Origin of the sequence: Streptomyces mutabilis (genome assembly GCF_046628145.1) — a bacterium.
GTDB lineage: Bacteria > Actinomycetota > Actinomycetes > Streptomycetales > Streptomycetaceae > Streptomyces > Streptomyces mutabilis.
This window is the reverse complement of record NZ_CP176874.1, coordinates 6,055,559-6,067,695: the sequence shown is the minus strand read 5'-3', so window position 1 is coordinate 6,067,695 and position 12,137 is coordinate 6,055,559. Positions and strand designations below refer to the sequence as shown.

Annotated in this window: 11 protein-coding genes; 2 read left to right on the top strand and 9 right to left on the bottom strand. The window is 72.4% G+C overall.

The features are described from left to right. Window positions 1-4: 4 nt before the first annotated feature. Window positions 5-1,483 (bottom strand): protoporphyrinogen oxidase, encoded by a 1,479-nt coding sequence (gene hemG / locus ACLIN4_RS27295; RefSeq protein WP_411576330.1) that lies wholly within the window; start codon window positions 1,481-1,483, stop codon window positions 5-7. Between the two features lie 177 nt (window positions 1,484-1,660). Between hemG and ACLIN4_RS27290 the strand changes: the two genes are divergently transcribed. Then, window positions 1,661-2,659: a DUF4349 domain-containing protein gene (locus ACLIN4_RS27290; protein WP_411576329.1), complete on the top strand. Its 999-nt coding sequence runs from the start codon at window positions 1,661-1,663 to the stop codon at window positions 2,657-2,659. A 27-nt stretch (window positions 2,660-2,686) separates the two neighbouring features. Beyond that, complete coding sequence (locus ACLIN4_RS27285) at window positions 2,687-4,084, top strand: FAD-dependent oxidoreductase (RefSeq protein WP_289909410.1); 1,398 nt, start codon at window positions 2,687-2,689, stop codon at window positions 4,082-4,084. A gap of 21 nt (window positions 4,085-4,105) precedes the next feature. Here the strand turns inward: ACLIN4_RS27285 and ACLIN4_RS27280 are convergent, their stop codons facing one another. The 8 genes from ACLIN4_RS27280 to ACLIN4_RS27245 all read right to left on the bottom strand — a co-directional run bounded on the left by ACLIN4_RS27280 (window position 4,106) and on the right by ACLIN4_RS27245 (window position 12,136). Then, complete coding sequence (locus ACLIN4_RS27280; protein WP_179342361.1) at window positions 4,106-4,450, bottom strand: hypothetical protein; 345 nt, start codon at window positions 4,448-4,450, stop codon at window positions 4,106-4,108. Between the two features lie 168 nt (window positions 4,451-4,618). Continuing rightward, window positions 4,619-5,986: an alkaline phosphatase PhoX gene (locus ACLIN4_RS27275; protein ID WP_290012340.1), complete on the bottom strand. Its 1,368-nt coding sequence runs from the start codon at window positions 5,984-5,986 to the stop codon at window positions 4,619-4,621. A 49-nt stretch (window positions 5,987-6,035) separates the two neighbouring features. Next, on the bottom strand, window positions 6,036-7,166 hold the full coding sequence (locus tag ACLIN4_RS27270) for a DegT/DnrJ/EryC1/StrS family aminotransferase (protein ID WP_100047990.1): 1,131 nt from the start codon (window positions 7,164-7,166) through the stop codon (window positions 6,036-6,038). 9 nt (window positions 7,167-7,175) lie between these two features. Beyond that, window positions 7,176-7,958 (bottom strand): ABC transporter permease, encoded by a 783-nt coding sequence (locus ACLIN4_RS27265; protein WP_257101502.1) that lies wholly within the window; start codon window positions 7,956-7,958, stop codon window positions 7,176-7,178. 22 nt (window positions 7,959-7,980) lie between these two features. Further along, window positions 7,981-8,781 carry an ABC transporter permease gene (locus tag ACLIN4_RS27260; protein ID WP_257101503.1) on the bottom strand — a complete coding sequence of 267 codons (801 nt, stop codon included), beginning with the start codon at window positions 8,779-8,781 and terminating at the stop codon, window positions 7,981-7,983. After that, window positions 8,778-9,818 (bottom strand): ABC transporter ATP-binding protein, encoded by a 1,041-nt coding sequence (locus ACLIN4_RS27255; RefSeq protein ID WP_257003234.1) that lies wholly within the window; start codon window positions 9,816-9,818, stop codon window positions 8,778-8,780. The genes ACLIN4_RS27260 and ACLIN4_RS27255 overlap by 4 nt, the downstream gene beginning before the upstream one ends. A gap of 32 nt (window positions 9,819-9,850) precedes the next feature. Beyond that, on the bottom strand, window positions 9,851-11,002 hold the full coding sequence (locus ACLIN4_RS27250; RefSeq protein ID WP_289908881.1) for a hypothetical protein: 1,152 nt from the start codon (window positions 11,000-11,002) through the stop codon (window positions 9,851-9,853). A 24-nt stretch (window positions 11,003-11,026) separates the two neighbouring features. Continuing rightward, window positions 11,027-12,136, bottom strand: coding sequence for a glycosyltransferase (locus ACLIN4_RS27245; protein WP_257003236.1), 1,110 nt, complete (start codon window positions 12,134-12,136; stop codon window positions 11,027-11,029). Window position 12,137 lies beyond the last annotated feature (1 nt).

Below are 12,137 nucleotides of genomic sequence, written 5' to 3'. Positions count from 1 at the left end.
GCCCCTATTCTCCCGCTCCCCCGTGCAGGCTCTGCACCGGGTGGGCGGAGAGCTGCTCCACACCGCGCGGGTCGCCGTGGATCCGGTCCACGGCCGCGTAGGCGCTCGCGATGCTCGCCGGGATACCGACACCGTCATAGGCCGCACCGCACACGGCGAGGCCCGGGAGCTTCGCGACGTGTTCGCGGACGCGGGCGACGCGCGCGTGGTGGCCGACGGGGTACTGGGGCAGGCCGTCGTGCCAGCGGGTGACGCGGGTGGCGACGGGCTCGGCGGACAGGCCGGTGGCCTCCTTCAGGTCGTGCCGGGAGACGTCGACCAGGCCGGCGTCGTCGCGGCCCAGGATCTCCGTCTCGCCGTACCGCCCGACGGAGGTGCGCAGGACCACGAGGTCCGGGTCGTCGGCGTCGATCCAGCCCCACTTGCGGGAGGCGAAGGTGGACGCCTTGATGGTGCGGCCGTCGACCGGCGGGACGAGGAAGCCGCTGCCCTCGGGGAGGGCGGCGGCGTCCGCGCGGCGGTAGGCGAGGGTGATCAGGGCCATGGAGGCGTACTCCACGGCGGCCAGCTCGGCCGCGGCGGCGGGGGCCTCGGCGCGCAGCAGGTCGGCGGCGGGACGGGCGGGGACGGCGACGACGACCGCGCCGGCGTGCAGGACCCGGCCGGCAGTGGTGATCCGCCAGCCGTCGTCGGCGGTGCGGCGCAGCTCCGTCACGGGCGCGTGGGTGACGATCTCGCCGCCCCGCGCGCGCACCGACTCCGCGACCGCGAGCGGCAGGGTGCCGATGCCGCCCTCGATGCCCATGAACACCGGGCCGGACTGCGGCGTGGTGGCCGTGCGGCCCTGGATCGCGCGCACCGCCTCGGTGAGGGAGGTGTGGGTGCGGGCCGCCTCGAAGAGCTGGGGCACGGCGGAGCGCAGGGAGATGCGGTAGGCGTCGCCCGCGTACACGCCCCCGAGCAGCGGTTCGACGAGGCGGTCGACGACCTCGCGGCCCAGGCGAGCCGCCACGTACTCCCCCACCGCGACGTCGTCACCGACCTCGGTGCGGGGCAGCTCGGCGTCGCGCTCGATGCGGGCGAGGCCCTCCTCGGAGAGGACGCCGGCCAGTGCGGCGGCGGTGCCGGGCACGCCCATGACGTGGCCCTTGGGCATGGGGCGCAGGGCGCCGCGGGTCCACAGGGAGGCCGAGGCGGTGGCCGGCGGCTGGAGGCGGTCGGCGAGGCCGACCTCACGGGCCAGGCCGACGGCCTCGGGGCGGCGGGCCAGCATGGACTCGGCACCGAGGTCGACGCGTACGCCGGCGATCTCGCCGGGCAGCAGCTTGCCGCCGACGCGGTCGGACGCCTCCAGCACGGTCACCCGCGCGCCGCGCTCCAGCAGCCGGTGGGCGGCGGCCAGTCCGGCGATCCCGCCCCCGATGACGACGACGTGCCCCGTGTCCGCGGGGGTCTCGCCCGCGGAGGTCTCCCTTGCGCTCATGCCTCCAGCGTCTCAGACCCCACTGACAGCGACGGCCGCGGGCCGGGACCGGGAACGGGCCGCGTACGGCGCCCCGCGAGTCCGGACCGTGACCTGTTCGGGACCGTTTCGCGCCGACCCCGGGGCCGCCTGCCGCGTCGTAGGAACGACAGTCGTACCGACGATCTCGGGGGTCCCATGCGCACACCACGTTCCGCACGTCCCGTTCCGGCGCTGGCCGCCGTCCTGCTGGCCGCCGCGCTGGCGCTCACCGGATGCAGTGCCGGGGGCGACTCCGGCGCGAGCGGCGCGGACAGCGCGGCCAAGGAGGCCGCGCCCCCGGCGGCGAACGACCGCCAGGGCGCCGGGGGCGGCAAGGCGGAAGGAGCCGGGGCGAACACGCCGCCGAAGGCCGCCGCGAACCACGTCATCCGCACCGCCTCACTGACGGTGCAGGTCGAGGACGTCCCCAAGGCCCTCGACGAAGCCCGGGAGACCACCGAGAACGCGGGCGGCTACGTGGGCGACGAGACCACCGGCCGGGACGCGGACGGTCACGAGCGGACCCGGGTGACGCTGCGCGTGCCCGTCGACTCCTACCAGGACGTCCTGGACGATCTGGAGGGCGCCGGGAAGCTGCTGAACCGCAACGCCGAGGCGGAGGACGTCACCGACCAGGTCGTCGACGTGGAGAGCCGGATCAAGTCCCAGCGCGCCAGCGTGGTCCGGGTCCGCGAGCTGATGGACCGGGCCACGAAGCTGAGCGACGTGGTGACGCTGGAGGGCGAGCTGAGCAGCCGTCAGGCCGAACTGGAGGCGCTGCTGGCCCAGCAGGCGTCCCTGAAGGACCGCACCGGCCTGGCCACCATCACCCTCTCCCTGTCCGAGACGCCGGTGGAGCGGGCGGAGAAGGACGACGACCCCGGGTTCACGGACGCGCTGGCCGGCGGCTGGGACGCCTTCGTGACGATGCTGCGCTGGGTGGCGGTGGCCGTGGGCGCGGTGCTGCCGTTCGCCGTGGTGGCGGTGCTGCTGGTGCTGCTGTGGCTGCGGGTGGTGCGACCCCGGTTGCCGCGCCGCCCGGTGCCGGTGCCCGCGGTGCCCACCACGGCTCCGTCCGCGGCGTCGGCTCCGCTGCCGACGGCCCGGCCGGTCCCCGGGACCGAGTCCCGCGAGGAGCCGGGCGGACGGGACTGAAACAGCCCGCCCCCGTAGCGTGTTCGCATGAGCATGAGCGTTGCGGGCGGTACGAGAGAGAGACTGGTCGTGATCGGCGGTGACGCCGCGGGGATGTCCGCGGCGTCCCAGGCCCGCCGGCTGAGGGGTCCGGACGAGCTGGAGATCGTGGCGTTCGAACGCGGCCACTTCAGCTCGTTCTCGGCGTGCGGCATCCCGTACTGGGTCGGCGGCGACGTGGCCGACCGGGACGAGCTGATCGCCCGGACGCCCGAGGAGCACCGCGCGCGGGACATCGACCTGCGGATGCGCACCGAGGTCACGGAGATCGACGTCGCCGGCGGGCGGGTGCGCGCGCGTGACGTCGACACGGGGGCGGAGTCCTGGACGTCGTACGACAAGCTCGTGATCGGGACCGGCGCTCGCCCGATCCGTCCCGGACTGCCGGGCGTCGACGCGCCCGGCGTGCACGGGGTGCAGACGCTGGACGACGGGCAGGCGCTGCTCGACACGCTGGCCCGCACGCGCGGCCGGCGGGCGGTGGTCGTCGGCGCCGGGTACATCGGCGTGGAGATGGCCGAGGCGCTGATCAACCGCGGTTACGAGGTGACGGTGGTCAACCGCGGCCGGGAGCCGATGTCGACGCTCGACCCGGACATGGGCCGCATGGTGCACGAGGCGATGGAGGGCCTCGGCATCACCATGGTGAACGGCGCCGAGGTCACCGAGGTGCTCACCGGGGACGACGGCCGGGTCCGCGCGGTGGCCACCGCGGACGCCGAGTACCCGGCGGACGTGGTGGTCCTCGGCATCGGCGTGCGCCCCGAGACCTCGCTGGCCGAGGCCGCCGGGCTGCCGCTGGGCGCTCACGGCGGGCTGCTGACCGACCTGGGCATGCGGGTGCGCGGGTACGAGAACATCTGGGCGGGCGGCGACTGCGTGGAGGTGCTCGACCTGGTCTCCGGGCAGGAGCGGCACATCCCGCTCGGCACGCACGCCAACAAGCACGGCCAGGTGATCGGCACCAACGCGGGCGGCGGTTACGCCACCTTCCCGGGCGTGGTGGGCACCGCGGTCAGCAAGGTCTGCGACCTGGAGATCGCGCGGACCGGGCTGCGCGAGAAGGACGCGCTGCGGGCGGGGCTGCGGTTCGTGACGGCGACCATCGAGTCCACCAGCCGCGCCGGCTACTACCCGGGCGCCTCCCCCATGACGGTGAAGATGCTCGCCGAGCAGCGCACGGGGCGGCTGCTCGGCGTGCAGATCGTCGGCCGCGAGGGCGCGGGCAAGCGGGTCGACATCGCCGCGGTGGCCCTCACCGCCGGGATGACGGTGGAGCAGATGACGGCCCTGGACCTCGGCTACGCGCCGCCGTTCTCACCGGTGTGGGACCCCGTGCTGGTGGCCGCCCGCAAGGCGGCGCGGGCGGTGCGGCGGGAGGGCTGAGGACGGTGACCGAGGGGCAGGTCAGGCCGTCCCGTTGATCCGGTCGATGGCCTGCCGCGCCTGCTCGGCCGGGGGCCGCGAGGGCAGGGACGACACCGAGGCGGGGGCACTCGCCGTGGCCGGGGCGCCCACGGCGGGCGGCTGCTCACCGGCCGGCCTGGCGTGCGCTGCGCCCCGCGCGGAGCGCAGCCGGTGGCTCACCGCCTCGTCCAGTGTCACCGGCCGCTGCATCTGCGCGGCCAGCCGCCCGGCCTCCTGACCGAGCCGGGCGACGTCCTCCCAGGGCAGGCGCAGCACGAGGGCGACCTCGGCCTCGCCGTCGGGCAGGGCGTGCATCGCGGGAGCCGGTGTGACCCGTTCGTTCATCGCCTGTTCCTCACGTCGTCCCCGCGCCCCGCCTTCCCCGGACCGCGGGCGGTTGAGGTGACATACGCACGGTGGGGCCGCGGCGTTCAGCGGGCGGAGCGGTTCGCGGGCTCCGGGCCGGCTCCCGGTACGACCGGATCCGGGACACCGGGGTGCGCCGCCGACGCCTCACCAGGGTCCCGTGATCGCGAACGTCGTGCCCGGCGTGTAGCAGTTGACGTACATCGTTCGTCCGTCCGGGGAGAAGACGACACCCGCGAACTCGCCCCACGCCGGCTGGTCGGCCGTTCCGATGTTCTGGGCGTTGCGCGCCATGGCGTAGACCTGGCCGCGCCGGTCGACGCCGAAGACGTGCTGGCCCCCTTCGCCGTCCTCGCAGACCATGAGTCCGCCGTGGGGAGACAGGGCGATGTTGTCCGGCGACTCGCCGGGGAGGCGGATGTCGCTCGAAGCACCGAAGACGACCTCCAGCTTCAGACGCCCGCGCCCGGGGTCGTAGGACCAGACCTGGCCGAAGTGATCGGCCGCCGCTCCCCAGTCGGTACGGGCGAAGCTGGAGACGAAGTGGACGCGGCCGCGGCCCCAGTAGCAGCCTTCCAGCTTGGGGGCCCGGGTGATGCCGAGCGGACCGTAGTCCTGCATCCGGGTCGGGGTCCCCTTCGCCGCCGGGTCCGGTACGTCGACCCACTCGACGCCCTCGAAGACCGTTCCCGCCTCCTGCACCAGGCACAGATCCCCGACGCCGGGCACACGCATGGCTTCGAGCCTGCCGCCGGCAGCCAGTGATCCGCACCCACGCAGCGGCTTGTGCGGAAGGAAGCGGTAGAAGAGTCCGTACGGCCCGAAGGCGTCCTCGGTCTCGTAGACCACGCCGGTGGCCGGATCGACGGCCACCGCCTCGTGCTGAAAACGTCCCATCGCGGTGAGCGGAACCGCTCCGGTGCGCCGGGGGTCGTACGGGTCGACCTCGAATATGAAGCCGTGGTCCTTGGTGTAGCCGTGGGTCCCCGCTCCGTCCTCCGTCTCCTCGCACGTCAGCCACGTGTTCCAGGGCGTGTGGCCGCCGGAGCAGTTGGCGGCGGTGCCCGCGAGGGAGACGTACTCGTCGCGCACCGCTCCGGTCGCGTCGAGCTCGACAGTAGTGCAACCTCCCTTGCCCGCCGGGTCGTAGGTGCGCCCCTCGACGGCGGGAACGGGGACTCTGCCGTCGGCGTAGTTCTCGTGATTGCGCACCAGGTGGGTGCCACGCGCACGGGGCCCCTTGCCGCGGAACGCCGACATGCCGTCGAAGTTGCTCGGCACCGGTCCCTCACCCGACCTGAGCGCGTCGCCCTCGCGGGACAGGATCCGGTAGGCGAACCCTCGAGGCAGATCGAGGATTCCCCCGGGGTCGGGCACAAGGGGCCCGTACCCGCCGGACGGGCGCGGCCGGGCCACCGCGTGCCCGGCGAAGAGCCCGCCGACGGCGCCCGTGAACGCGATTCCCGCGCCCAGCGCTCCGGCGCCCGAGAGGACGTGACGACGTGAAACAGGCACAGCGGCTCCTTGTGTCGATTCGCCGGAAGTCGATCGCGTACCGGTCGGCTCAGCGCGCGGCCAGGGCCGACCGGAGCGCCGACGCCACCGCCCGCACGTCCCGCGCGTCCATGTGGGGGTGGAAGGGGAGGCTCATGATCTGCCGACCGACCAGTTCGGTGGCGGGCAGTTTCCGGTACCACCGCGCGAACGCGGGTTCCAGGTGGTTGGGCGGATAGGGCACCCCGGCGGCGACGCCCCGGTCCGTCAGGGTCCCGAGGACGTCGTCGCGTCCGGAGGGAATCCGGATCACACAGTGGAACGGAGTGCTGTTCTCGACGTCCACATCCACCAGCAGGACGCCGTCCAGGTCCCGGAGCGCTTCCTCGTACGTGCGCCACAGGGTCCTGCGCAGGGCCTCGACCTTGGAGAAGTGCTGGAGCTGGACGATGCCGATCGCCGCGTTCATCGAGGACATCCGGGCGCGGACGCCGAAGGACGCGACCGAGTACTCGGCGGCGGGTGACTGCCGCCGTGCCGACCGCGCCATTCCCAGATCGCGCATTCTCCGGACGGCCTCGCTCTCCCGCCGGTCACGCGGAACGACCGCGCCGCCCTCGCCGGTGGTGAGGTTCTTGATGGGGTCGAAGCTGAAGGCGGTCAACGCGCCCGTCCCGCCCACCCGCTTCGCACCGGCGTAGGAGCCGAAGGCGTGCGCCGCGTCCTCCACGACCGTGACGCCCCGGTCGTCGAGCTCTTCTTGAACGCCGGTCAGGTCGACGGCTCTGCCGCCGTACAGGACGGGCATGACCGCACGCGTCCTCGGCGTGAGCGCGCTGAGCAGGTGCTCGCCCTCGACGCACAGCGTGTCCGGGCGGACTTCGGCGAAGCGGGGATGGGCTCCGCACGCCCTGATCGCCTGGACGCTGGCGCAGAAGGTCAGGGAGGGGACGACCACTTCGTCCCCCGGGCCCACTCCCGCTGCCAGCAGGGCGAGTTGGAGCGCCACCGTGCCCGAGGCGACCGCCACCACGTCCGGGACGCCCAGGAAGTCGGCCAGCCGCGCTTCGAACTCCTGCGTGGTGGGACCGTTTCCCCAGTTGCCGCTCAGCAGCGCCTCGACGACCTTCTCCCGCTCGGGGCCGTGCAGGAAGGGACGCGCCGCCCAGGCGGTGTTCAATGGTTCCGCAGCTGAATCCATGGATTCTCCTCAGTTTCCGGAGCTCTGGTAATTTCGGATCTCTTTTCGCCAGAAGAGCGCCGAAAGAAACACGAAGCAAATACCCACGGGAAGGGACAGGTGGGCCACCCAGGGCGGCACCACCAGACTCTCCTGTTTCCCCAGCACAATGGCTGCCGGAAAATACGCGACAAAGGATATCGGTACGATGACGAAAAGCCCTTGCACCGCTTTGGAGAATATGACCAGCGGATAACTTCCCACGAGGCTGAAAACGGTATCGGTCAACCCGCGCAGGGCAGACGTGCTCAGCGCACGGAATGCCGTCGTCGCGAGCATCATCTGAATGGAGCCTTCGATGAGCGCGCCACCGACGACGGCGGTGACCAGGTACAGGAGGGACACCGGGTCGAGTGAGACGTCGACCGCCGAGATCGCGTACCCCAGCACCAGAGCGGCCGCGAGCAGGTCACCGAGCGCCGTCATCTGGAACCGGCTCGTGAGGAACTGCACGAACGGACTGAGGGGCCGTAGCAGGTAGCGGTCGAACTCGGCCTCCCGCACCGCCCGGTCAATGGTCCACAGATGGCTCAGAGGCAGGACCCAGAGGCTGTGGGCCAGCAGTCGCAGCCCGTAGAGGAGCGCCATCTCCTCCAGCCGCCACCCCTCGATCGACGGAACCGACGCCATGACGACCGCCAGGAAGGCGAACCCCGTCCCCTGCCACACCAGACCCACCGCGATCATGGAGAAGAAGTTGGTCCGGTACTGCATCTGCCCGCGTACGGCGGCCTTCTCCAGTTCCCAGGCCACCCGGACGTCCGCCGTTCGCCGGCTAGCCACCCTGCACCACCACCTTCCGCACCGCCCGGCGCCAGACGACGAGCGCCATGAGAATCAGCACCACCAGCCAGCCGGCCTGTACGGCGAGTGCCTCGACGAGCGCGTTCCCGGTGAGTTCACCGACGTATATGGCCACCGGGACGTAGGTCATCGCCTGGAAGGGGAGAACATCGGCGACGCCGGCGAGCCAGCCGGGAAACATCGACAGGGGAGCGAAGGCACCCGCCATGAACTGGCTGAGGTAGCGGTACACGTAGCCGATTCCCTCGAGCTTGATGGTCCAGAAGGCGGACAAGCCGATCAGGACGGATATCAGGGTGTGGACCAGGAATCCGAGGCCCAGGCTCAACGGATAGGCCAGGCCGGCCACCGTGCCGTCGGGCGGACTCAGCGCTCCCCCGAGCAGTACGACGGGCAGCGCCGGGAGCATGAACAGCAGCACGGAAGCGGCGTAACCGGTCTGCTGGGCGGCCATCTGGGTCAGGAAGCCGACGGGACGGACCAGGTCGAACAGGAAGGTGCCCTTGACCACGCGGTCCTGCACGTCGCTGATCACCGAGTCGGCGAGGAGCCAGGAGTGCAGGCCGGCCAGCGTGACGTAGACCAGCAGGGTCTCCAGCGGCGGGGCACCGGCCCCCGCCCCCGAGCGGTAGGCCGCCGTCCACACGGCGTTGACGAGCAGGATCTGCACGAGGGCCGCCACACCCAGGACGATGGAGTTCGTCCGGTACATCAGCGCTACCCGTACCCGGGTGACGACGATGGCGGGCAGTGCCGCGAAGGCCCCGCTCAACTGCTTCGCCGGCCTTCGGGGATGAGCTGTCTGACCACGCTCTCCAGGCTCGTCTCGCTGATGGACAGATCCACGATGCGGCACTCCCGCTCCACCGCCTCCAGCACGGTCGGTACGACGGAGTGCGCCGAGGGCATGCGCAGGCTGACCCGGCCGGGTGCCGCCGCCGACACCACGGCGGGCCCCATCGCCCGGCCCGCGGAGAAGGCGGGCGGGGCGCCGCCGTCGCGGGGCTCGTAGTCGACGGTCAGGACGCGTTCCGGCGTACAGGCGGCCTTGAGGTCGCCCACGCGTCCGTCAAAGGCGACCGTTCCCCGGTCGATGAGGACGACCCGCTCGCAGGTCCGCTCGATGTCCGCGAGGTCGTGGGTGGTCAGCACCACCGTGGTGCGCCCGGGGCCGCTGATCGCCTCGACGAACCCCACCACGCGTTCCTTGCTGTGCACGTCCAGACCGATCGTCGGCTCGTCCAGGTAGAGCACTTCGGGGTCGTGCAGCATCGAGGCGGCGAGATCTCCGCGCATACGCTGGCCGAGGCTCAGCTGGCGCACGGGAGTGTGCAGGAACTCCGCGAACCCGAGCACCTCGTCCAGGCGGGCCAGATTCCGCCGGTAGCGGTCGTCCGCTATCGAGTAGAGGGACGCGATCAGCCGAAACGAGTCCACCAGCGGAAGGTCCCACCAGAGCTGGCTCTTCTGCCCGAACACCACACCGATGCGCCTGGCGTTCTCCTTCCTGTCGGCCGTGGGCGCCGCCCCGTTGACCCGGACGGTCCCGGCGGTCGGTTCGAGAACGCCGGTGAGCATCTTGATGGTGGTCGACTTCCCGGCGCCGTTGGACCCGATGTATCCGACGACCTCTCCTCTGCGGACGTCGAACGAGACCCCGTCGACGGCCCGGACGGTCTCGTACTCCCGGGTCATCAGGGTCCGCAGCGCCCCGAGACGCCCTTCCTTGCGCCGTGGGCGCCGGAACGTCTTGACCAGGTCTCGGACTTCTATCGCCAGGTCGTCCCCAGCGGTGCGTGCGGGTGGCAAAGCCGTACACCTCCAAACGGCCCCTAGAGGCGTCAGTGCGAGCGGGCGGCGTCGAGTGCGGCGGCGAGGCCCAGGGTGTCGTCCCAGCCGAGCCGGACGGCCGCGCGTACGAGGGGCTCCGCGGCCTCGCCCAGCTCACCGAGCAGATGGTCGGGGACGAAGCGGCGGACAGCTCCCGGCGCGAGCCGCGCGAGCGCGGCACCGGCCACGGGATCGGCCATGGCGGCGTCGCGGTCGCGGGCGAGGGACGCGCGCCTGGCCGTGTCCGCGGCGAGGTGCCCCGTCAGCAGGCCGGTCAACCACAGTTCCCTCGCGAGTACGTCGCTCAGGAGGTCCCGCAGCCTGCTCCGCCCGGCCTGGACCTCCGTCTCCTGCCGCAGGGCGTCGAACAGCTCGGCCAGGGGAGCGTTCGCCGCGCGGAGCAGGGGTTCGATCTGGACGCGCCGCCATCCGTCGGCGGGACCGTCGTGGTCCCGCAGGTACAGCAGGCCCTCTCCGTCGGTCCAGGGCATGTGGGCGAGCGCGTCCGGCAGGGGGAGGACGCCGGTCCGGGAAAGGTCCACGTTCCGAGCGGTCGCGGCGTGCCGCCGCCCCTGTCTCGCGTTCCCCACGAGGCTGTCGTTGCCCTCGTGCTCCAGGAGCCTGCCCACGGGTGTGAGCGGCACGATGCCGCGCTGCCGCGTGAACTCCAGCATGGCCGCGTCGTCGACACCCCCGTGCGAGAGGCGGCCACCCGTTTCCGTACAGGTGGCGAACTCGCGGGCCAGCGCGGCCGGCATCACCATGCCCACGGTGGGCACGTATCCCCGTTCCACCACCGGCGACCACGCGTGACCCAGCAGAGCCGCCATGCGCAGGGCGGTGCCCGACAGCGAGCCCCAGTCGACGTAGAGGCACAGCACGTCGGCCGGCCGCACCGCGATCAGCCGGAGCAGGTCCGACGTGAACCCGGGCGAGAGGGCGACGTCGTCCTGGATGACCAGGTGATGGGTCGCCGCGTCGTCGCCCGCGGCCCAGGCCAACCGGGCGGTGCGCAGCGCCGAGGCCGCTGCGGCGGGCCGGGGGTCGAACACGGGACGCGCCCCGAGCTCGGGGTGACGATCGACGAGGGCCTGCGCCCGCGCACGCCGCGCCGGATGGGCCATGACCGCGGACGAGAGGTTGATGCCGCTTCGCGAGATCATACGAACGAACTCCAGAGCAGTGGGTCAGATCAGGCTGATGACGTCCCGGACGCACGCGTCGAGGCCGGGCAGCCGGCGCACGTCCTCGGCGAACGCCCGGGCCGCCTTCCGGAAGGACGGACCGCGGGCCACGTCCCACACGCTCCCGGCGAGCCTCGCCGGTGTGCAGGACTCCCAGGGAAGTGCGACACCGAGGCCCTGGGCGGAGATCCTCTCGGCGTTGAAGAACTGATCGCTGCCGAACGGCGTGATGTGCATCGGCACCCCACGGTGCAGGGCGGCCTGCACGGTCCCGAAGCCTCCGTGGCTGACGACGACGTCGGCGCCGTCCAGGTGGGGTGCGAGGTCCTCGAACCCGAGGATCCTGGCACCGGCGAATTCCCTGGCCAGCCGCGCCCGGAAGCGGTCCGGTACGGCGACCGTCACGCGCACACCGGTTCCCGCCAGCCCTTCCAGCGCCCGGCGCGCGAACTCCTCGTGGGGGACGGCGAGGCTGCTGCCCAGCGAGACCAGGACCGAGGGGCCGCCGGTGTCGCTGCCGGCGTCACGCACGGGGAGCGAGGAGTCGCCACGGTAGAACCTGCTGTTCGCAAGGAGCGCGGAGCCGTGCCCGAAGAACCTCGGGTGCGTCAGCACGATCCCCATGACCGGTACCTGCGTCGAACCCTCGGGGTCCTCCGGGAGACCGAGGGAGGCGCGCAGTGGCGCGGTGATCCCCTGCTCGCGCCGGAGGTACGAGGTCAGCACCGTCTCCGAGCCGGCCAGGACCGTCACGTGCGGAACGCCCGCGACCTCCGCGGCCAGGTAGGCTCCCCGCTCGGCCGCGTCGCGCACGACGAGGTCCGGTGAGAAGTCCTCGATGATCCGCTTGGTACCGAGGTAGCTCGCCCACGCCATCTCCGTGTTCACCCGGCCCCACCACGCCGTCCGCCGGGCGCCGCGTGGGTACGGGCACAGAGGGAAGTGCGAGGGCTCCTTCCGGAAACGCCGCACTCCTTCGTCCAGACCGGGCACCACCATGTCGTCGCTGATGGCCAGCGCCACGTCGTGGCCCGCCGCCCGGAACGCGTCGAGGACCGGAATCATGGGCAGCACGTGGCCCCCGCCCGGGGTCGCCGCCAGGAGCACCCGCATG

Coding starts and splice junctions, on each gene's coding strand:
- hemG (WP_411576330.1), bottom strand. CDS start 1,483: ATGAGCGCAAGGGAGACCTCCGCGGGCGAGACCCCCGCGGACACGGGG.
- ACLIN4_RS27290 (WP_411576329.1), top strand. CDS start 1,661: ATGCGCACACCACGTTCCGCACGTCCCGTTCCGGCGCTGGCCGCCGTC.
- ACLIN4_RS27285 (WP_289909410.1), top strand. CDS start 2,687: ATGAGCATGAGCGTTGCGGGCGGTACGAGAGAGAGACTGGTCGTGATC.
- ACLIN4_RS27280 (WP_179342361.1), bottom strand. CDS start 4,450: ATGAACGAACGGGTCACACCGGCTCCCGCGATGCACGCCCTGCCCGAC.
- ACLIN4_RS27270 (WP_100047990.1), bottom strand. CDS start 7,166: ATGGATTCAGCTGCGGAACCATTGAACACCGCCTGGGCGGCGCGTCCC.
- ACLIN4_RS27250 (WP_289908881.1), bottom strand. CDS start 11,002: ATGATCTCGCGAAGCGGCATCAACCTCTCGTCCGCGGTCATGGCCCAT.
- ACLIN4_RS27245 (WP_257003236.1), bottom strand. CDS start 12,136: ATGCGGGTGCTCCTGGCGGCGACCCCGGGCGGGGGCCACGTGCTGCCC.